Source organism: Lederbergia citri, from assembly GCF_018343625.1.
In the GTDB taxonomy this organism is placed as follows: domain Bacteria; phylum Bacillota; class Bacilli; order Bacillales; family Bacillaceae_C; genus Lederbergia; species Lederbergia citri.
The window spans coordinates 1,544,249-1,564,878 of sequence record NZ_JAGYPG010000001.1 but is presented as its reverse complement, the minus strand read 5'-3'; the positions used below and the strand labels follow the sequence as shown (position 1 = coordinate 1,564,878).

General features: G+C 37.7%; 20 protein-coding genes. 15 read left to right on the top strand and 5 right to left on the bottom strand.

From position 1 onward, the window contains the following. Window positions 1–174: 174 nt before the first annotated feature. Window positions 175–627: a universal stress protein gene (locus tag KHA97_RS07870; protein WP_213124134.1), complete on the bottom strand. Its 453-nt coding sequence runs from the start codon at window positions 625–627 to the stop codon at window positions 175–177. A gap of 104 nt (window positions 628–731) precedes the next feature. Here KHA97_RS07870 and KHA97_RS07865 point away from each other — a divergent pair, with 104 nt between their 5' ends. From KHA97_RS07865 to KHA97_RS07855, 3 genes are all read left to right on the top strand, one after another. Further along, entirely contained in the window at window positions 732–881 is a 150-nt protein-coding gene (locus KHA97_RS07865) for a hypothetical protein (RefSeq protein ID WP_213124133.1), read from the top strand. Between the two features lie 145 nt (window positions 882–1,026). After that, complete coding sequence (gene ald / locus KHA97_RS07860) at window positions 1,027–2,142, top strand: alanine dehydrogenase (RefSeq protein WP_213124132.1); 1,116 nt, start codon at window positions 1,027–1,029, stop codon at window positions 2,140–2,142. A gap of 63 nt (window positions 2,143–2,205) precedes the next feature. Next, entirely contained in the window at window positions 2,206–2,709 is a 504-nt protein-coding gene (locus KHA97_RS07855; RefSeq protein ID WP_213124131.1) for a GNAT family N-acetyltransferase, read from the top strand. Between the two features lie 46 nt (window positions 2,710–2,755). Here the strand turns inward: KHA97_RS07855 and KHA97_RS07850 are convergent, their stop codons facing one another. Beyond that, window positions 2,756–3,847, bottom strand: coding sequence for a M24 family metallopeptidase (locus KHA97_RS07850; protein WP_213124130.1), 1,092 nt, complete (start codon window positions 3,845–3,847; stop codon window positions 2,756–2,758). A gap of 282 nt (window positions 3,848–4,129) precedes the next feature. Between KHA97_RS07850 and KHA97_RS07845 the strand changes: the two genes are divergently transcribed. From KHA97_RS07845 to KHA97_RS07835, 3 genes are all read left to right on the top strand, one after another. After that, window positions 4,130–4,813 (top strand): metal-dependent hydrolase, encoded by a 684-nt coding sequence (locus KHA97_RS07845; protein WP_213124129.1) that lies wholly within the window; start codon window positions 4,130–4,132, stop codon window positions 4,811–4,813. 69 nt (window positions 4,814–4,882) lie between these two features. Next, entirely contained in the window at window positions 4,883–5,122 is a 240-nt protein-coding gene (locus KHA97_RS07840; RefSeq protein ID WP_213124128.1) for a hypothetical protein, read from the top strand. A 77-nt stretch (window positions 5,123–5,199) separates the two neighbouring features. After that, window positions 5,200–6,510 carry a CBS domain-containing protein gene (locus KHA97_RS07835; RefSeq protein WP_213124352.1) on the top strand — a complete coding sequence of 437 codons (1,311 nt, stop codon included), beginning with the start codon at window positions 5,200–5,202 and terminating at the stop codon, window positions 6,508–6,510. 195 nt (window positions 6,511–6,705) lie between these two features. Here KHA97_RS07835 and KHA97_RS07830 read toward each other — a convergent pair whose 3' ends face one another. Further along, window positions 6,706–7,011 (bottom strand): YtpI family protein, encoded by a 306-nt coding sequence (locus KHA97_RS07830; RefSeq protein ID WP_213124127.1) that lies wholly within the window; start codon window positions 7,009–7,011, stop codon window positions 6,706–6,708. Window positions 7,012–7,266: 255 nt separating this feature from the next. Here KHA97_RS07830 and KHA97_RS07825 point away from each other — a divergent pair, with 255 nt between their 5' ends. Then, window positions 7,267–8,199, top strand: a complete 933-nt coding sequence (locus KHA97_RS07825; protein ID WP_213124126.1) for a DHH family phosphoesterase — start codon at window positions 7,267–7,269, stop codon at window positions 8,197–8,199. A gap of 15 nt (window positions 8,200–8,214) precedes the next feature. Here the strand turns inward: KHA97_RS07825 and ytrI are convergent, their stop codons facing one another. Then, the gene (gene ytrI / locus KHA97_RS07820; RefSeq protein ID WP_213124125.1) at window positions 8,215–8,721 is read right to left on the bottom strand and encodes a sporulation membrane protein YtrI; all 507 of its coding nucleotides are present in this window, start codon (window positions 8,719–8,721) and stop codon (window positions 8,215–8,217) included. Continuing rightward, entirely contained in the window at window positions 8,718–9,050 is a 333-nt protein-coding gene (locus KHA97_RS07815) for a YtrH family sporulation protein (protein WP_213124124.1), read from the bottom strand. The genes ytrI and KHA97_RS07815 overlap by 4 nt, the downstream gene beginning before the upstream one ends. A 473-nt stretch (window positions 9,051–9,523) precedes the next feature. On the opposite strand from KHA97_RS07815, the gene dnaE reads away from it, so the two are divergent. The 8 genes from dnaE (at window position 9,524) to KHA97_RS07775 (ending at window position 20,605) form a co-directional block, all read left to right on the top strand. Next, on the top strand, window positions 9,524–12,868 hold the full coding sequence (gene dnaE / locus KHA97_RS07810; protein WP_213124123.1) for a DNA polymerase III subunit alpha: 3,345 nt from the start codon (window positions 9,524–9,526) through the stop codon (window positions 12,866–12,868). Between the two features lie 211 nt (window positions 12,869–13,079). Continuing rightward, window positions 13,080–14,318, top strand: a complete 1,239-nt coding sequence (locus tag KHA97_RS07805; protein ID WP_213124122.1) for an NAD(P)-dependent malic enzyme — start codon at window positions 13,080–13,082, stop codon at window positions 14,316–14,318. Then, on the top strand, window positions 14,315–14,929 hold the full coding sequence (locus tag KHA97_RS07800; protein WP_325167421.1) for a FadR/GntR family transcriptional regulator: 615 nt from the start codon (window positions 14,315–14,317) through the stop codon (window positions 14,927–14,929). The genes KHA97_RS07805 and KHA97_RS07800 overlap by 4 nt, the downstream gene beginning before the upstream one ends. Before the next feature lie 50 nt (window positions 14,930–14,979). Beyond that, on the top strand, window positions 14,980–15,849 hold the full coding sequence (gene accD / locus KHA97_RS07795) for an acetyl-CoA carboxylase, carboxyltransferase subunit beta (RefSeq protein WP_213124121.1): 870 nt from the start codon (window positions 14,980–14,982) through the stop codon (window positions 15,847–15,849). Beyond that, entirely contained in the window at window positions 15,843–16,823 is a 981-nt protein-coding gene (gene accA / locus KHA97_RS07790) for an acetyl-CoA carboxylase carboxyl transferase subunit alpha (protein WP_213124120.1), read from the top strand. The genes accD and accA overlap by 7 nt, the downstream gene beginning before the upstream one ends. A 359-nt stretch (window positions 16,824–17,182) precedes the next feature. After that, entirely contained in the window at window positions 17,183–18,142 is a 960-nt protein-coding gene (gene pfkA / locus KHA97_RS07785; RefSeq protein ID WP_213124119.1) for a 6-phosphofructokinase, read from the top strand. Between the two features lie 47 nt (window positions 18,143–18,189). Then, complete coding sequence (pyk, locus tag KHA97_RS07780) at window positions 18,190–19,950, top strand: pyruvate kinase (RefSeq protein ID WP_213124118.1); 1,761 nt, start codon at window positions 18,190–18,192, stop codon at window positions 19,948–19,950. Window positions 19,951–20,218: 268 nt separating this feature from the next. Further along, window positions 20,219–20,605 carry an FxsA family protein gene (locus tag KHA97_RS07775; protein WP_213124117.1) on the top strand — a complete coding sequence of 129 codons (387 nt, stop codon included), beginning with the start codon at window positions 20,219–20,221 and terminating at the stop codon, window positions 20,603–20,605. Window positions 20,606–20,630: the final 25 nt, after the last annotated feature.

Below are 20,630 nucleotides of genomic sequence, written 5' to 3'. Positions count from 1 at the left end.
GTAGTAAAATCGTGAATGCGGCTAGTAAACTCATCAGAATTGCTAGTAAAGTGGTGACACTTGGCCACAAACTCAAAAAGATTGTTAGGAAAAATGAGGACATTTGAAAATTCATAACGAAAACCATTAAAAAAGAGCATATCCCTGGTAAAACAGGAATAATGCTCTTTATTTTTATAGTTTTTCTTCTTCTGTTCTGACAATTAAAACATCGCATTCTGCTGAACGCATAATATGTTCGGATACGCTTCCTATCAAAAGTCGTTCAACAGCGTTAAGACCTGTTGCTCCGCATATGATTAAATCAGCTTTTATTTTTTTGGCGATTTGTTTTGGAATTACCGTTTTTGGAGAGCCATATTCGACTAATCCTTCAAAATTAGTAAATTGCTGTGCTTCAGCTTCTTGTGTGTATTGTTCCAGTAATTCTTTTGCATACGTTTTGGCTCTTTCCGACATCGTTCCATTGTAGGCGTCAATGGTTGCAAAGGATCTCGTGTCAATGACATGAATAAGAGTTAGCTTGGCGTTATTGCGTTTGGCAATTTGGACGGCTTTTTTGAAGGCACATTCTGCAGACTTAGAACCGTCGACTGCGACTAAAATGTTATGATACATAAGTGTCATTTTTTCCAGCCTCCTAATACTCTTTCCAATATTTTAACATAATTAGGAAGGATTTTCTGTTTTTAAATATCGAATAATAGGTAAAACAGAAAAGGAGATGTCTTATGAAGAAGAAGGACGTTCAACAACAATATCAATATAATGAGGAAAATAATGAAGAAACGATAGAACAAATACGAGATGTTTATAGAAGTGGGGCCATTGATCAAAACGATATAAATGATGAAATACTGGAAGAAAGAATTAATGAATAATTAGGAAGGCTTTTCTAGATGAAAAGCCTTTCCTTTAGCATAAAATCTTTTGAATTTTTACACTAAAAAAGAAAAAAGTGCTGTCATGGTTCTGCCATAATGTTATGATGGAATGTGTAGAATCATCGAACAGGAGGACATGGTAATGCGAATTGGAATTCCAAAAGAGATAATTAATAATGAAAATCGAGTCGCGATGACCCCTGCGGGAGTTGTAACACTAACTACGGCTGGGCACGAAGTTTATATTGAAACAGGTGCCGGTCTCGGTTCGGGATTCACGGACGAAGATTACATACAATCAGGAGCTAAAATTGTTAACACCGCTGAAGAAGCCTGGGCTCAAGAAATGGTTATGAAGGTAAAGGAACCGCTTGAAGAAGAATTTCGATTTTTGCGTGAAGAATTAATTCTATTCACATATTTACATTTGGCAAATGAGCAACAACTTGTGGATGCCATGATCGAAAATAAAGTAACTGGAATTGCATATGAAACAGTTCAGCTTCCGAATAAAACCTTGCCGCTTTTAACACCAATGAGTGAGGTTGCTGGCCGAATGTCTGTCCAAATAGGTGCACAATTCCTTCAGAAAAAAAATGGAGGGCAAGGGATTCTTCTTTCTGGAGTACCCGGAGTACCTAGAGGAAAAGTGACAATAATCGGAGGCGGTGTTGCAGGTACGAATGCTGCAAAAATCGCAGTTGGTATGGGTGCAGATGTAACGATTATCGATTTAGTCCCAGATCGTTTACGTCAGCTTGATGATTTATTCGGGCACGATGTTACGACACTAATATCAAACCCATTCAATATAGCACAAGCTGTTAAAGATTCCGACCTTGTCATCGGTGCGGTATTAATTCCTGGCGCGAAAGCGCCGAAGCTCGTCACGGCTGATATGATCAAGACGATGAAGCAAGGCTCTGTGGTCGTTGATATCGCTATTGATCAAGGAGGAATTTTTGAAACGAGCGATCGTATTACGACTCACGATAATCCAACATATGAGAAATTCGGAGTTGTTCACTATGCGGTAGCTAATATGCCGGGAGCAGTTCCACGTACTTCTACAATAGCGTTAACTAATGTGACCGTGCCATATGCTCTGCAAATTGCAAATAAAGGGTATAAACAAGCATGTCTTGAAAATGAGACATTGCTTCAAGGTGTCAATACCCTCAAGGGTCATATTACGTATAAAGCAGTGGCAGAAGCGTTCCAATATCCTTATCAGGATACGAGAGAGTTATTAGAATAAATATGGAAATAGAAAGGGGCTTGGATATCCAAGCCTCTCTTCAATTAACTCTGAGGTGATCCAATGGAAGTTCTATATAAAACTAATAGATTAATAGTAAAAGTTTTTGAAGCAGATGATTTGAATGCTGCTAAGGATTTTTGGGGGAATGCCGAGGTTATGGCGTATTGTGGAGGATCGATTCCTTATGAAAAGCTAGGGAAAGTAATAGATGCCTATATTCGCTGTCATAAGGAAAAAGGTCTTTCTGTCTATGCTGTTGTTGAAAAAGAAACGGAAAAAGTAATTGGTGCTGCTGGTTTTAATATAAGAGGTTCTTTAGAAAACATTGAACTTCTCTACCACTTTTCCAAGGACTCTTGGGGTAAAGGTTATGCAACTGAAGCTGCTGATGCTTGTGTGAAAATTGCAAAGAAAAATGCCAAAGTAAGAAGTATTTATGCTTCAGCAGACCAAGGTAATGCGAAATCTTTAAAAATATTAGAGAAAATTGGCTTTGAATATAAAGGAATGAAGTGGTTCGAAGATACTCAACAGGAAGAACCTTATTATGAAATGTTAATTTAGCTAAAGTAAAAGACCAAATCTAATGGACTTGGTCTTCTAAAAATAATTATATGACAAGCGTTTTTGGAAACTTTGTCAACACTTCTACACCATTTTCAGTTACTAACACATCGTCTTCGATTCTTACACCAGCCACTCCTGGCACATAAATTCCTGGTTCAATAGTGAAAACCATTCCCGACTTTAGTTCTAGCTCATTCGTTGCAGTCATGGAAGGATATTCATGGACACTGATTCCAAGTCCGTGACCAAGTCGATGTGGAAAATAATCTCCATATCCACCTTGATCGATTATTTCCCGTGCAATAGAATCAAGGTCTTTCGCAAGTACTCCTGGCCTTGTGGCATTCACTGCAGCCTCTTCGGCTTGCAATACAGTACGATAAATTTTTTCTTGCTCTGCATTAATCTCACCATAAGCAACCGTTCTCGTTATATCAGAACAATAACCTTTATAAATAACTCCTAAATCGAATAATACGAAATCACCTTTTTGAATTTTCGTGTTGCCGGGCGTTCCGTGAGGAGAAGCTGCGTTAGCTCCTGTAAGCACCATCGTGTCGAAAGACATACCGGAAACACCTTTTTTCTTCACTTCATATTCGATAGCTGCTATAATATCGAGTTCAGTCTTACCTTCCTTAATCTCATTCACTCCGACTTGGACAGCAAAGTCGGCAAGCTCACATGCTTTTCGAAGTAGTGAAATTTCATTGTCATCTTTTATCATTCGTAATTGATGAAGGATGGCTTCAGCGTTGTGAAAGGTTGCTCCTTTAAAACGAGATAATAGTTCTTCATATCTTTCCACATTTAAATGTTCTTTTTCTATTGCCCATCTTTGCACATTATGTACTCGTGCTTTTACCCTTTCCTCAACAAAATCCCATGGTCTTTCTGTGTCGTCATATCCTATGACTTCAAAGCTCCACCCTGAATTTTTAGCATCATTCACTTCCATTTTTGGACAGATTAAAAAAGGTTCCTGCTCTGGAAATACGGCAAGCCCAAGCAAACGCTCATGAGGGTCACTTGAAAAACCGGATAAGTAAAAAACATTATCGGGTGAAGTTATAAACGCAGCATCGATTTGTTCATTCTTAAGCCAATTTGTCAGATTTGTCAGCCTTTCATTCAAAAGAATTCAGCTCCTTATCAGTAAGAAAATTATCCAGTTCCAGCGCCTATCGACTAGCTAACTTCTCGTACCTTTCTTTTGCGTAAGTCAAAGGCCGAGGAAGGAACGTCGACTAAAAACTGCCACATCCTGTGGGCCAGTACGTCGATGATCAAGCACTTTCGCTTTTCTCCTTATGATAAAAGAGTATCAGTTTTTTTAGATTAAGAAAAGGAATTGAAGGGAAATGACAATAAAGACTCGAAGACATACTAAGAAGAATCTGTGAAGGAGTGTTTTACTATGAAAGTTTCTTATCATGGTCATTCAGTTGTAAAAATTCAAACAGAAAGAAAAACAATTTTGTTTGATCCCTTTATAACTGGTAACGCACTTACCGATTTACATGCGGAGAAAGAGGAAGCGGATGTCATTATTTTAACTCACGGTCATGGGGATCATGTGGGGGATACCGAAGCAATTGCAAAGCGCTCCGATTCTCTTGTCATTGCTCCGAACGAGCTTGCGGTCTATTTGGGTTGGAAAGGGTTAAATACACATGGGATGAATATTGGAGGGGCCTATGAATTTTATTTTGGAAAAGTAAAATATACACAGGCTTTTCATAGTTCAGCAGTTGTAACAGAGGATAAGCAAATTATTTATATGGGAATGCCGACAGGGGTTCTTCTCACAGTTGAAGGAAAAACAATTTACCATGCAGGGGATACCGCTCTATTTTCTGATATGAAATTAATTGGAGAACGGCATCCCATTGATCTCGCTTTCTTGCCTATTGGTGATAATTTTACGATGGGTCCCGAGGATGCAGCTGAAGCAGCGAAGCTTACTGGTGCAAAATTAGTTATACCGGTTCATTACAATACATTTCCTTCTATTAGACAGAACCCACAAAGATTTATTGATTTGCTGGAAGATCCTTCAAAAGGAAAAATCATGGAAGTAGGAGAGACTATAGAACTTTAATATCGATATTGGTTTTTTACTACTGTCTCCTTGCATACAATAACAAAAAGTATGCAAGGAGGCTTTACCATGAAAAATCGCTATTTGCTTTGTTTACTTCTATGCGCAGCATTATTATATTTTGCTGTACCTCGTCTAACAATAAGTGCATCAGGATTAGAAGGGATGTTTGCCATTTCGTGGCTCATTTTTGCTTTTATTGTTATCGCAGGCAATTTATCGGCACTTCTGTTTTTACCAAAAAGAAAAGATTCAGTAGGAAAAAAACAAGTCTCACCTTCTGAAGTTAAGCGTTTACGAGCACGATAAGTTCCCGCAAATTGCTGATAGTGCCTTTTCTCGATATAATAATGGTAATTGAATGGTAGGAGAAAAGGGTGAAAAGTTTGTCGACAAAGCATGAACAAATCATTCGCCATATTGATAGTCTCCCAGTAGGAGAAAAAATATCAGTACGGCAAATTGCCAAAGCGTTAAAAGTAAGTGAAGGAACAGCATATAGAGCAATTAAAGACGCTGAAAATAAAGGATATGTCAGTACAATCGAACGAGTTGGTACAATCCGAATAGAGCGGAAGAAAAAAGATAATATTGAAAAACTGACATTCGCTGAAATTGTAAATATCATCGATGGACAAGTGCTTGGAGGAAAAGCTGGTCTTCACAAGACACTTACGAAATTTGTCATTGGCGCAATGAAAATCGATGCGATAATGAGATATACTGGTGCCGGTAATTTGTTAATAGTAGGGAATCGAACAGAAGTACATGAACACGCATTACGAGCGGGAGCCGCTGTTCTAATTACAGGAGGCTTTGATACGAGCGATGTTGTTAAAAGATTAGCTGATGAGTTAGAACTCCCTATTTTATCGACGAGCTATGATACGTTTACAGTAGCAACGATGATTAACAGAGCTATCTATGATCAATTAATCAAAAAAGAAATCATTTTAGTTGAAGATATTTTAACTCCTCCTTCTGAAGCTGCATGTATGAACGTTAAAGAAACAGTTAGAGATTGGTATAACAAAAAGAAAGAAACGAATCATAGCCGTTTTCCAGTCATTGATTCCAATCAGAAAGTACTTGGAATGGTTACAGGAAAAGATGTTATAGGTCAGGATGAGTCGTTGTCGTTAGAAAAAGTGATGACTAAAAATCCTTTAACCGTTGGATTAAAGACAAGCGTTGCTTCAGTTGCTCATATGATGATTTGGGAAGGAATTGAAGTATTGCCTGTAATAAATGAACAGCAACGGTTTGAAGGAATCATTAGTAGGCAGGATGTTTTAAAAGCCCTACAAATGATTCAACGTCAGCCACATGTAGGGGAGACGATTGATGATACTGTTTCAAAACAACTTTCGTCTTGGGAAAATACAGGGGATACATCATTTTTGTTTGAAGTCACACCGCAAATGACCAACCAGCTTGGGACGATTTCCTATGGAGTTTTTACGTCCATCGTGGTAGAAGCAGCAAGTAGGATTTTTAGGCAACAGAAAAAAGGAGAACTAGCAGTCGAAAATATGACGATCTATTTTCTCAAACCAGCCCAAATGGAAAGTGTACTTTCCGTTCAGCCTAAAATTCTCGAAGCTGGTAGAAAATTCGGTAAGGTAGATGTGGAAGTACTTAATGGTACAGAGATAATTGGAAAAGCCCTTTTAATGTGTAAATTGATCGATAAATAATAAGGAACATGGTAAGCAAGTACGAGACAGAATGATATTTTACAGTTGAATTTGAAGGTGTCGTTCTATTTGCTTGGTAAAACTAGATACTATTTAAAGTAGAGGGCACCAATAAATGTGAAAACTACTGTGATTATGTAGGTCCATAATATGGAAAAAAGAGAGGCTTCTCTATTTAAGAAGCCTCTCCATAAATTATGATTTTGTCATTTCTTCTGCTTCCCTAATAGCATATGGCATATGGTGACGATACACCTTAAAACCAATCCAAGCGCTGAATCCACCCAATACAATAAAAACAGCTGCAATGATATATGTGAGAGTAGTGTCATATAGGAAAAGCTGGTTTATACCAAATAATCCAACAAAAAGACCAAGTGCAACGCTAGATTTTCCATTTAGCATTTTTTTCTCTATCGGTCTCCTACTGCGTACATATTTTATTTTGTAAAAGATATAAAAAGAAAATGATAATATAATAAAGAAAACCAAAATTGGCATTGAATAAATAGCCTCCATTTCATCTAAACGTTTATTCTTTAATTGTAACGATAATGGGACTAAAATTCTACTTAAGAGAAATGAATATTGAATGACATTATGTCTAATTACAAAAACTGAAGCACTGCGATAGATGTCTACTTATGATAACAAGAACGAGCATTTTTGTTCGTCAATAGACTCTGGGACATGTTACACAATATATAAACTTATAAAAACCTAACTTTCTTTTACTTTTTAGAAAAGGGGCACGTTATGAAGAAGAAAATATTAGAAGTAATCAAACAGTATGACACTATTATTATTCACCGGCATGTAAGGCCAGATCCTGATGCATATGGATCTCAAGGTGGACTAGCTGAAATATTAAAAGCTTCTTTTCCGAAAAAGAAAATACATGTTGTTGGCAAGCGGGATCATACTCTTGATTATTTATTCGTCCCTGATATTATCCCTGATGGTTGCTATGAAGGAGCTCTTGTGATTGTTTGCGATACAGCAAATCAAGAACGAGTCTGTGATGAGCGCTATGCTTTAGGGGACATGCTAATTAAAATTGACCATCACCCGAATGAAGATCAATATGGAGATTTACTATGGGTGGACACTTCCGCATCTTCTACGAGCGAAATGATTTATGATTTTTATCTAGATGGTAAAAACGAAGGATTAAAAATGACGGATGAAGCGGCAAGATTAATTTTCTCTGGAATTGTCGGGGATACAGGTCGATTTATATATCCTAGTACGACAAAAAAGACGTTTAAGTACGCAGGTGAATTAATTGAATACCAGTTTGATCGAACTTCATTGTTTAATGAAATGTACGAGATGGAGCCTAAATTAATTAATCTACAAGGATATGTATATGAAAATTTTAAAATGAATGAAGATGGGGCAGCTACCATTGTGCTGACAAAAGATACACTTAATTCATTTGATGTAACTGCATCTGAAGCTTCGATCCTCGTCAGCTCGCTAAGTAGTATAAAAGGAATTAAAGCATGGTGCTTTTTCATTGAAGAAGAAAATGAAATTCGTGTTAGATTGCGTTCGAAAGGACCTATTGTGAATACAATTGCGATGCAATACCATGGCGGTGGACACCCACTTGCTGCTGGTGCGTCAGTGTATACTTGGGAAGAAGCAGAAAGAGTAAAGAGAGCGATTGCAGAGGTATGTAAATAGTAGATTGGCCGGGCGTTATCCGGCCAATCTCAGCTCAACTGTAATATTAATTGTCGTATAAAAGTACATTTCCTTGACGATAAATTTATATTTTTTTCCGTTTATATTCTCATTCTTGTTTTCAATTGTTTTTTTTACTATATCTTTATTTTTATAAACCGTACTAAGATCTTTTGCCAGTAAAGACTTTAAATCTTCTTTAATCGATTCTTCAACGTTAAATATACTTTGCCTATCTTTAATATTATATTTTTCATAACCAATTAAACGCACATCAATTTTTTGAATCGTTAGCATTTCTTCATTTTTCTTATTAAGTTCCCGGTAGTCTTCTTGCCAAATTATGATTTGGTTTTGTAACGTTTTTATCTCTTTAGCCTGTTTCTCTATTAAATAGCCATTTCTTTCTTGCATGACACCAAACATATATAAAAATATCATCCAACTAATGCAGCCTCCGATGGCAGCCCCAGCAAAAAAACGCTGCCATACAGGGTTTCTGTAAAGTGGAGGAATTCTCATGATATGTATTCCTGCGTTAACCAACTAATAATGAGGGCAGCAGATTTTGCACCGCCCATTGCGGATAAAATCAATAAAAATTGTTTGAAAATATCTTTTGTTCCTCCATCTAGAAATCCTCTTTCAAAGCTATAAACAGTGTCAAATGTACCGCCAATTGCTGCGATAATAGCCCAAATCCTAACTCTGCCACCTATTCTAGATATTTCTGTCAAAAGTGGTTCGCCAGTAATAAATGCAGCTAATCCCCCAATTAATGAACCTCCAAGCATAACACCGAAGGCGATAAAATAGCAGTTGAAAAACGTTGGAAAGAAAGCCTCATCCATAACACCATCTCCGATTTTCTAAAATTACCTTTTATACAATATATGGGACAAAGGGTAATTGTATGAAAAAAGAGAAAGCGAACATATTTTCTTTTTTTACTGGCTGGTCCATAATAGAAGAAGGTTTAAAGATTTTTATTATAATAAAAAAGTTTCAATATATAGATTTTGCAACTTTATTGATTGTAGCCGCAGGCGCGAGACACCTGTGAGAATAACGTATACGGAATGCCAGCAGTAGCGTTAAGCGTAGAGGAGGCTTCCCGTACCTTGTCTAGCTGCAGGGTCTAGGGGCTCGAGGTCAAATAACCTCTACCCCAAGAAGTTAATGAACAACTTCTCGGGTTGGAGAACATTTGCTTGTCGACCCTAATCAAGCGCCAACGGTTTTTCGGTGTCCGCAAAAAAATTAGCGCCTGGAGCGGAAAACAAAAATTAACATATATTTAAGAACTAGGGAAAGGGTGTAGATAATGATTTTTTCCCATTTACAAATATCAACAGCATACAGTCTGTTATCAAGTACAATTTCTATTCAATCGCTTGTAGAAAAGGCAAAGGAATATAATTATTCGGCACTTGCCATGACTGATCATCATGCTTTATATGGTGTGTTGCCATTTTATAAAGCATGTGTAAAAGCGAATATTAAGCCAATCATTGGAATGATAGCTGAAGTAAAAACAGATGGAAGCAACGAAACGCATTCACTTGTATTGTTAGCGAAAACGAATCGAGGTTATCAAAACTTATTAAAAATATCAAGCTATATTAAAACGTCCCATGAAGAGTTTATTTCCTTGAATAAACTTCAATCTTTGACAGGCGGCTTAATTGGTTTGACCTCCGGGCGCAATGGGAAAATTGGACAACTTATTTCAGAGGGGCAAATAAGTGGAGCAGCAGAAATTATTAAATTTTTTGAAGATTTATTTGAAAAAGATTCCTTTTATATCACTCTACAACATTTTGGAATGGCTGAAGATGAATCACTGAATATATCCATTCGTTCAATTGCCGAAAAAATAAACATACCTATTGTGGCAACGAATAATGTTAGATTTTTAGAGAAACAAGATGCATTTGCCTATACATGTTTGAAAGCGATTCGCGATGGAGAAAAACTGTCCAATTATGAAGAACCAACTGGGGAAGTAAGCGAGTATTACTTTAAAAGTCAACAAGAAATGGCGGAGTTATTTTCTAATATGCCTGAAGCATTGGAAAATACGCTGAAAATTGTAGAGCAATGTAACGTTATGATCGAGACAAATCAAGAGCTTCTTCCGAAATATCCGATTTCAGAAGGTGAGAGCGCGGAAGAGCTTCTAAAAAGATTATGCTTCTCCGGTTTGAAAGCAAGAATAGTTCATTCAGATCAACGATATATCGATCGATTAAATTACGAATTAAAAATAATTGGGAAAATGGGATTCAATGATTATTTCTTAATTGTTTGGGATTTTATGAAGTTTTCTAGAGAACAATCCATATTAACGGGACCGGGTCGTGGTTCGGCAGCAGGATCATTAGTCGCATATGTCCTCGGGATAACAGATGTCGATCCGATTGAACATGGGTTGTTATTTGAAAGGTTTCTCAATCCAGAACGTGTAAGTATGCCGGATATCGATATTGATTTTCCTGATCATAGACGCGATGAAGTGATCGAATATGTCATGAATAAATATGGAAAATTGCATGTAGCTCAGATCATTACATTCGGAACTTTCGCGACAAGAGCGGCTATTCGTGATACTGCGAGAGTTTTTGGGATGAACACGAGGGAAATGGATCAGCTATCTAGGCTCATTCCTTCAAGATTCGGATCAAACCTTGAACAAGCTTTTAAAGAGTCTGAAGGATTAAAAGCATTCGTAAATGAATCAGATTTAAATCGAAAACTATACGAGACTGCCTTGAAAATTGAAGGTCTACCGCGTCATACTTCGACTCATGCGGCTGGCATAATTATTTCTGAAAAACCTCTAATTGACATTATTCCGATTCAAGGAGGGGAGACCGGGACCTATTTAACCCAGTTTCCCATGGAGGACTTAGAAGAAATTGGCCTGCTTAAAATGGATTTTTTGGGTCTTCGCAACTTGTCCTTGCTGGAAAGAGTCATAAAAAGTATTGATAGACAGATAGGAAAAAAAATAAATCCTAAAGAGATACCGTTTCATGACGAGAAAACATTTAACATGCTGAAAAAAGGTGATACAACAGGAATATTCCAGTTAGAATCAGAAGGGATGAGAAAGGTTCTCCGTGAACTAGGACCAACTGAATTTGAGGATATCGTGGCAGTCAATGCGCTCTACAGGCCAGGACCAATGGAAAATATTCCTGAATATATTGCCCGCAAACACGGAAAAAAACATGTTCAGTATCTTCACCAGGATTTAAAACCTATTTTGGAACTAACATATGGGGTCATCGTATACCAAGAGCAAATTATGCAGATTGCTTCCGTAATGGCAGGCTTTACACTAGGTGAAGCTGATTTGCTGCGCAGGGCGGTAAGTAAGAAAAAGAAAGAAGTTTTGGACAGGGAACGAAAACATTTTGTAGAAGGAGCTTTAAAGAAAGGCTACGATGAGAAATTGGCAAACGCTACATACGATTTAATTGTTCGCTTTGCCAATTATGGATTTAATAGGAGTCACGCTGTCGCTTATAGTGTCATTTCATGGCAGCTAAGCTATTTAAAAGCAAACTTTCCAAAGGATTTTATGGCGGCATTACTCACTTCTGTCATTGGAAATGAGGATAAGATTGCTGAGTACATTTCTGAAGTAAAGCATATGGGCATTAAGGTGCTCCCACCTTCCGTTAATCAAAGTCATTATCCTTTTATTGCTGAAAAAGGAGGAATAAGATTTAGCCTTGCAGCGATAAAAGGGATAGGTGTCTCTACATTAAAGGAAATTATTAAAGCCCGTAATGTCAAGCCTTTCAAAGATCTTTTTGATTTTTGTCTAAGAGTGCCACAACGAGCGGTAAATCGAAAAAATTTGGAGGCGCTCGTTCATTCTGGTGCATTTGATGAATTTGGCTATGATCGTGCAGTTTTATTGGCTACTTTAGATGTAGCGATGGAGCATGCTGAATTAATGAGACCATCAGAAGATAGTATGGATTTATTTGAAGAAGACGAGATGTTTCATATTAAGCCTAAGTACATTGAGGTTGAACCAATTAGTTCCACAGATAAGCTATTATTAGAAAAACACGCGCTGGGACTATATATTTCTGATCATCCCGTTACGATGTATTCGTCTCGTTTTCTTTCAGCAGGAACTATTCCGCTCATTGAATTAAAACCGAATCAAAGGAAAATAGCAGTGGGAGTTTATATTACAAACGTCAAAACAATTAGAACAAAAAAAGGGGACTTAATGGCTTTTTTAAAGATAAGTGATCCAACGGGGGATATCGAGGCGGTCGTATTTCCTGAAACATATAAACGCTTTACCTTAATTTGCAAAGAAGGAGAAATAGTTCTCGTTTCAGGGAATATAGAAAGTAGGGATGGAAGTCTTCAATTCATCATCCAACAAATGCAGCTTGCAAAAGATTTGAAGGAACCTGCTACACTATATCTTAAAATTAGTGCCGAAATGCACACGAAGGAGACCCTTCATTCTTTGCATGAAATTATCCATAGGCATAAAGGTGAAACGGCCATTGTCCTTTATTATGAAACGACTAGAAAAACAATCAAATTGTCAATGGACGATTGGATTGAGCCAACAACTACTGCATTAAGTGAGATTAAAAATCTGCTTGGAAAAGATTGTGTCATTCTAAAATAATTTTTTCAAATAGACAAAAATATGTTATATTGTTTTAGAAGCTTTTTGTGGTCAGACCACTTTCGACCTATAATTGTTATACAGCTGTTTAATTTAAGACTAGCTCCAACCTAAGTTATCTTGCCCTTAGGGGTGTGCGTTGTAAAGATTGTTGTGATTTCTATGGACAAGTTACTTTCAGTGGATTCAGTAAAAGAAGGAGTGAAACTCTTTGACTTTGCGTGAAGAAGCACTGCACATGCATAAGATTCACAAAGGGAAGCTGGAATCAAAATCAAAGGTTGAAGTCAGAAATGCTAAGGACTTGAGTCTTGCCTATTCTCCAGGTGTAGCGGAGCCTTGCAAGGAAATTTATGAAAAACCTGAAACAGTGTACGAATATACAATGAAAGGTAATATGGTAGCGGTGGTTTCTGACGGTACCGCCGTTCTTGGACTTGGAAATATTGGTCCTGAAGCAGCTCTTCCTGTAATGGAAGGGAAGGCAGTACTTTTTAAAAGCTTTGCAGGTGTGGATGCTTTTCCTATTTGTGTTAATACTCATAATATCGAAGAAATCATCCAAACTGTTAAAATTCTTGAGCCGAATTTTGGGGGCGTGAATCTAGAAGATATAGCTGCTCCTAATTGTTTCGTGATTGAGGAAAGATTGAAGAAAGAGACGAACATTCCTGTTTTTCATGACGACCAGCATGGAACAGCGATAGTAACAGTAGCAGGACTTGTGAATGCACTCAAAATTACCGGGCGAAGTATGTCCAGTATTAGGGTTGTTGCCAATGGCGCAGGTGCTGCAGGTATCGCCATTATTAAACTTTTATATAGTTATGGAGTTAGAGATATCATCATGTGTGATTCAAAGGGTGCAATTTATGAAGGGCGTCCAGAGGGCATGAATGATGTAAAAGCAGCAGTTGCAAAATATACGAATCGGGATAAAGCGAGTGGAAGCTTAAAAGATGTTATTCAAGGTGCAGATGTGTTTATTGGCGTTTCTGTTGCCGGAGCATTGACAAAGGAAATGATCCAAACGATGAATCCGGATCCTATTATTTTTGCTATGGCGAATCCTGTTCCGGAAATTATGCCTGACGAAGCAATGAAAGCAGGCGCAAAAGTAATTGGGACTGGACGTTCAGATTTTCCTAATCAAGTGAATAACGTTCTTGCGTTCCCTGGAATTTTTAGAGGTGCTCTCGATGTCAGAGCCACCCATATTAATGAAAAAATGAAACAGGCAGCCGTTTCAGCGATAGCAGATCTAATTCCTGAAGAAGAATTGACTGCCGATTATGTTATCCCGGGACCATTTGACGCTCGCGTTGCTCCTCATGTGGCGGCAGCGGTAGCAAAAGCTGCAATGGAAACAGGAGTTGCTCGAATAAAAGTGGATCCGGAAGAAGTAAAGAAAAGGACGATGCGGCTCGCAGTGATAGGAAAAGGCGAGTGAGAGAATTGAGCCAATCCAAAGTATATCTAAGTATTGTGAAAGATATAAAGGAAATGATATCAAGCGATGGTTTAAAGCAAGGAGATAAAATTCCATCTGAGCGTGAATTATCTGAGCGACTAAAAGTAGGTCGCTCTTCAGTTCGTGAAGCCCTTAGGTCGTTGGAACTTTTAGGTTTGATTGAGACACGGCGAGGTGAAGGAACTTTTTTAGGAGATTTTAGAAATAATCAACTGATTAAGTTGCTCGGCATGTTTATTTTGGAAGATCCAAATGTAAAAAGTGATATTACGAAGACAAAAGAAATACTAGAGAAAGATATCATTCGAAATATTTGTTTATTAGAGGATAAAGAAGAACTTCAAAATTTACGAAAAAATGTAATTCATGAAAGTGAAACACTTTTTGATAAGATTATGGCGTTAGAAAGAAATTACCTTCTATATAGAATTTGGGAAGTATTGAAAAGTTATTCGGCAGAAATAATGGACAATAAAGTCCAACTAGGGCAAAATGATATAATGTCGTTATTAGATGCTCTCATTGAAGGTAATTCAGACAAAGCTATTGCTATTTATGAGAAAAAGGACTCTAGCCATTCTCTTATCTAGCAGATTAAAATACTAATTAGTTGATAAAGTCGTTTTTAGGGGGACTCAGATTGCTTAAGGACCTTTTTTCTAAACCTAAAAAGAAAAAATATGCAGCTATACCTTCGGAAGCAGCAAAACAAGATGTTCCAGAAGGGATTATGACAAAATGTCCAGAATGTAGAAAAATAATGTATACAAAGGACTTACAAAAAAACTTAAAGGTATGCCTCCAATGTGACCACCATATGAGGATGACAGCATATGAACGTGTCGAGAGTCTTCTTGATGAAGGGTCATTCGTTGAATTTGAAGAACAGATCGCTTCTTCAAACCCACTTGGATTCCCGGGGTATTTAGAGAAGCTTGAAAAAGACAAGAAAAGTACGAATTTGGATGAGGCCGTATTAACGGGCACTGGTAAAATAAATGGGTTAAGCGTCGTTATTGCCATTATGGATTCGCATTTCCGAATGGGAAGTATGGGTTCTGTAGTTGGTGAAAAAATCGCCAGAGCTATTGAAGAAGCAGCTAAGCTAGGGGTTCCATTCTTAATCTTTACAGCATCTGGTGGGGCAAGAATGCAGGAAGGTGTATTGTCACTCATGCAAATGGCTAAGACAAGCGCAGCATTGAAAATGTTTAGCGACAAGGGTGGGTTGATTATCTCATTTATGACACATCCTACTACTGGTGGAGTATCCGCAAGCTTTGCTTCATTGGGAGATTATAATTTTGCCGAGCCAAAAGCTTTGATTGGATTCGCTGGCAGAAGAGTCATTGAGCAAACAATACGTGAAGAGCTTCCAGAAGATTTTCAAACTGCTGAGTTTCTTCTTGAGCATGGTCAGCTTGATGCCGTTATCCATCGTAAGGATATAAAAGACAAATTAACGATCGTACTTGAAACTCATCAGCAAGAAGGTGAACTCACATGGTAAATGGATTGGAATTTGAAAAGCCTGTTCTGGAACTTCGTAATAAAATTGCGGAGCTAAGAGAATTCACGAAAAACTCCGAAGTTGATTTGTCTGAAGAAATTGACAAGCTAGAAGCACGATTAGAAAAACTTGAAAAAGATATATATGAAAATATGGCCCCTTGGGATCGTGTTCAAGTAGCTAGGCACGCTAATAGGCCAACAACATTAGACTATATAGATTTAATTTTTACCGATTTTCTTGAACTTCATGGGGATAGGGTGTTTGGAGATGATTCTGCCCTCGTTGGTGGAATTGCAAAATATAAAGGGATTCCTGTGACGGTTGTCGGACACCAGCGCGGAAGAGATACGAAGGAAAATATCCGCCGTAATTTTGGGATGCCTCACCCTGAAGGATATCGGAAAGCTTTACGACTCATGAAACAAGCAGAAAAATTTAATCGTCCTGTGATTTGTTTTATTGATACAAAAGGTGCTTTTCCTGGAAAAGCTGCTGAAGAACGAGGACAAAGTGAAGCAATCGCGAGAAATCTTTTTGAAATGGCTGGACTCACTGTTCCTATTATTTGCATAGTAATTGGTGAGGGGGGAAGCGGGGGAGCTCTAGGACTAGGTGTAGGTGATCGCATCTTCATGCTTGAGAATTCCACTTACTCTGTTATTTCACCAGAAGGAGCCGCTTCTATATTATGGAAAGATGCTTCTTTAGCTAAAAAGGCTGCGGAAGCAATGAGAATTACAGCTCCCGATTTAAAAGAACTCGGTATTATCGATGAAATCATTCCGGAAATAAAAGGCGGAGCCCATAAAGACGTAGAAGGGCAAGCGAAAGAAATTGATAAAGTTATATTAAAAGCACTTCAGCAACTTCAATCGGTTCCTGTTGATAAGCTCATAGAAGACCGCTATCAAAAGTTTAAACATATGGGTAAATATTCAGAAACAAACCAATTAGAAAATATTCACTCTTAAAGGTATTGCCTATTTAGCGCAATGCCTTCTTTAATGATTTACTAGGAAATTCCAATTAAAAGAGTTATGATATCTTTGATGAAATTATAAATAATAAAACTTCTTGACCTCCCACCAGCTGAGAGACTAAAGGAAGTTGTCTAAAAAACTACTACTTCCTTTTATCTTAGCCAGCGGACCCACAACTATGTGGGCATCCACACTGGCCATTGAAAATCAAGCTGATTCAGCTATTCTTATAGCTTTTAGTATTTCTATGTAATATTTGAGAAACTCCTCGTAAAATGGTATTTTTAAAGTAATAATATCTATTTTATACATAGTAGAAATAATTTTAATTGAACATCGAGGTGGCAAAAGTGAAGAAAATAGGAATTTTAACAAGTGGCGGAGATGCACCAGGTATGAACGCAGCCATCAGAGCCGTAGTAAGAAAGTCTATTTATAATGGTCTTGAAGCATACGGTATCTATCAAGGCTATAGCGGTTTGATTAATGGGAATATTAAACAATTGGAGCTTGGTTCAGTAGGGGACATTATCCATCGTGGTGGAACGATGCTTCGCTCTGCACGCTGTGAGGAGTTTAAGACGAAAGAAGGGCAGCAAAAAGGGATTGAACAACTAAAAAAGTTTGGTATAGATGCGCTTGTAGTCATTGGCGGTGATGGTTCATTTATGGGTGCTAAAGCTTTGACTGAACAAGGATTTCCTTGCATCGGTGTGCCTGCAACTATCGACAATGATATTTCTGGAACTCAATTTACGATTGGGTTTGATACAGCATTGAATACGGTATTAAATGCTATCGATAGAATTCGTGACACAGCATCTTCTCATGAACGAACTTTTATTATAGAAGTAATGGGACGAGATGCAGGAGATATTGCATTATGGTCTGGCCTTGCGGGTGGAGCTGAAACAATACTCGTTCCAGAAGAAAAATATGATATGGAAAATATTGCTGAACGCTTGCATAGTGGACAAAAACGTGGCAAAAAGCATAGTATTATCATTGTTGCCGAAGGAGTAATGAGTGCAACAGAATTTGCAGAAGAACTTAAAAAATCAATCAATATCGAAACGAGAGTATCAGTTTTAGGTCATATTCAAAGGGGAGGAACACCTACTGGATTTGATCGTGTATTGGCAAGTCGACTTGGGGCAAGAGCAGTTGAGTTGCTTATGGAGGGTAAAGGTGGACGAACAGTTGGAATCGAAAAAGACCAAATCGTTGATAATGATATTTTAAGTGTACTTGGACAACCAAGAAAATTCTCAAGTGATATGTATGATTTGTCACAAGTATTATCCATTTAACTTCTTACATAAATAGTAAGCGTCTGAGATTTTAGGAGGAAAAAAACATGAAGAAGACAAAAATTGTTTGTACCATCGGACCGGCAAGTGAAAATCCAGAAACGTTGCTAAAACTAATGAATGCTGGAATGAATGTAGCACGATTAAACTTTTCACATGGTGATCATCAAGAACATTTAAATAGGATCGTAAACATACGAGAAACTGCAAAAAAAGCAGGAAAAAATATTGGGATATTATTAGATACAAAAGGTCCTGAAATAAGAACACATGATATGAAAAATGGAGCCATTGAACTTAAAGAAGGAAATACCATCATTGTTTCTATGGAAGAGGTTGAGGGGACAGAGGAGAAATTTTCTATTTCTTATTCTGGACTAATAAATGACGTTCATAAAGGTTCCAATATATTATTGGATGACGGTTTAATTGCTCTTGAAGTTGTAGAGATAAAGAGAGAGTCAAGTGAAATAGTAACGAAAGTTTTGAATAGCGGGACTCTAAAAAATAAAAAAGGCGTCAATGTTCCTGGTGTATCAGTCAATCTTCCAGGTATGACAGAAAAAGATGCAAAAGATATATTATTTGGAATTGAGCAAGGTGTTGATTTCATTGCGGCTTCATTTGTAAGAAGAGCAACGGACGTGTTAGAAATCAGACAGCTACTAGAAGAAAACGGCGGTTCCTATATCAATATTATTCCTAAGATTGAAAATCAAGAAGGCGTAGACAATATAGATGAAATTTTAGCTGTTTCCGATGGATTAATGGTTGCACGTGGGGATTTAGGAGTTGAAATTCCTACAGAGGCAGTCCCACTCGTTCAAAAGCAGTTAATTAGAAAATGCAACGAAGTTGGTAAACCAGTTATAACCGCAACACAAATGCTAGATTCTATGCAACGCAACCCTAGACCGACTAGAGCAGAAGCGAGTGACGTTGCAAATGCTATTTTCGATGGAACTGATGCTGTCATGTTGTCTGGAGAAACAGCAGCTGGATTATATCCAGTCGAAGCTGTACAAACGATGCATAATATTGCAGTTTCAACAGAAAAAGCACTTAACTATCAAGAAATCCTGACTTATTTAAGAAAAAATAGCGATCCTAATATGACAGATGCGATTTGTCAATCTGTTGCACATACAGCTATTAATTTAGAAGTTAATGCGATAGTTGCACCGACTGAGAGCGGTCATACCGCACGAATGATTTCAAAATATCGCCCTAAAGCTCCAATTATTGCCGTTACGTATAACGAAGCAATTGTACGCCGACTTTCCTTAAAATGGGGAGTGTATCCACGAATGGGACAAAAAGTCTCCTCCACTGACGAAATGCTTGAGCGTGCAGTAGAGGAAAGTTTAAGTACAGGATTGGTTCAGCATGGAGATCTTATTATTATTACTGGTGGTGTCCCTGTTGGTGAAAAAGGGACAACTAATTTAATGAAGGTCCATGTTGTCGGTGATGTATTAGCGAAAGGACAAGGAATAGGACGGAAATCGGCATTCGGAAAGGCGGTAATTGTGAAAGACGCTGCGGAAGCAAAAGAAAAAATTGTCCCAGGGTCTGTCATGGTCGCAATCGGAACGGATAGAGAAATGGTATCTCTATTAGAAAATTGTTCTGCATTAATTACTGAAGAAGGCGGATTAACGAGCCACGCTGCTGTAGTAGGCATCAACTTAGGAATCCCTGTTATCGTTGGTGTTGAAGATGCGACGAAGATCTTTAAAGACGGTCAAGACATTACCGTCGATGCCACACGCGGAATTATATACAGTGGACATGCTAGTGTACTTTAAAGAAAATAAAGATGCCGAACTTTTATAAAGTTCGGCATCTTTTATTTTTATATTAGAGTCAATTTAGTAATTGCTCCTTCGACGCACTAGAGGTTATGCGTAATTGCATGTAATCTCAACTATTTATACTAAAATCACCATATCTTTGACGATAAAGTCTGACCCACATTCCGTGGACCAATACATCGAGGGGCAGGGGCATGCGATTTACTAATTCATGACGAAAAATGTTATAATGATTAAAAATCAACAAGAGATGTGAATTCGTTTGAAATATATTATTTTGGTTTTCATAGTTATTCCAGCCATAGAAATTGGGTTGTTTATTCTTTCAGGAAAGACGATAGGAGTACTTCCAACAGTTGGGGTAATTATCGCAACAGGTATATTAGGTGCATATCTAGCTAAAAAGCAAGGATTGGAAGCGTTGAGAAAAGTTCAGAACGACTTGCGTTCCGGAATTCCCCCGGGAATCGCTATGCTTGATGGGGTATGCATTTTAGTAGGTGCAATCTTATTAGTAACCCCGGGATTTTTGAGTGACGTTATGGGATTATTCCTTCTTCTTCCAGTTACTAGAAAGATTATTAGACCCTTTTTATTAATAATGATAAAAAAATGGATTAGTAGAAAGCATATTTATATCCATAGATGACAAAAGAGCCACTTCATAATCAGTG

Coding starts and splice junctions, on each gene's coding strand:
- KHA97_RS07870 (WP_213124134.1), bottom strand. CDS start 627: ATGACACTTATGTATCATAACATTTTAGTCGCAGTCGACGGTTCTAAG.
- KHA97_RS07865 (WP_213124133.1), top strand. CDS start 732: ATGAAGAAGAAGGACGTTCAACAACAATATCAATATAATGAGGAAAAT.
- ald (WP_213124132.1), top strand. CDS start 1,027: ATGCGAATTGGAATTCCAAAAGAGATAATTAATAATGAAAATCGAGTC.
- KHA97_RS07855 (WP_213124131.1), top strand. CDS start 2,206: ATGGAAGTTCTATATAAAACTAATAGATTAATAGTAAAAGTTTTTGAA.
- KHA97_RS07845 (WP_213124129.1), top strand. CDS start 4,130: ATGAAAGTTTCTTATCATGGTCATTCAGTTGTAAAAATTCAAACAGAA.
- KHA97_RS07840 (WP_213124128.1), top strand. CDS start 4,883: ATGAAAAATCGCTATTTGCTTTGTTTACTTCTATGCGCAGCATTATTA.
- KHA97_RS07830 (WP_213124127.1), bottom strand. CDS start 7,011: ATGCCAATTTTGGTTTTCTTTATTATATTATCATTTTCTTTTTATATC.
- KHA97_RS07825 (WP_213124126.1), top strand. CDS start 7,267: ATGAAGAAGAAAATATTAGAAGTAATCAAACAGTATGACACTATTATT.
- ytrI (WP_213124125.1), bottom strand. CDS start 8,721: ATGAGAATTCCTCCACTTTACAGAAACCCTGTATGGCAGCGTTTTTTT.
- KHA97_RS07815 (WP_213124124.1), bottom strand. CDS start 9,050: ATGGATGAGGCTTTCTTTCCAACGTTTTTCAACTGCTATTTTATCGCC.
- dnaE (WP_213124123.1), top strand. CDS start 9,524: ATGATTTTTTCCCATTTACAAATATCAACAGCATACAGTCTGTTATCA.
- accA (WP_213124120.1), top strand. CDS start 15,843: ATGGTAAATGGATTGGAATTTGAAAAGCCTGTTCTGGAACTTCGTAAT.
- pyk (WP_213124118.1), top strand. CDS start 18,190: ATGAAGAAGACAAAAATTGTTTGTACCATCGGACCGGCAAGTGAAAAT.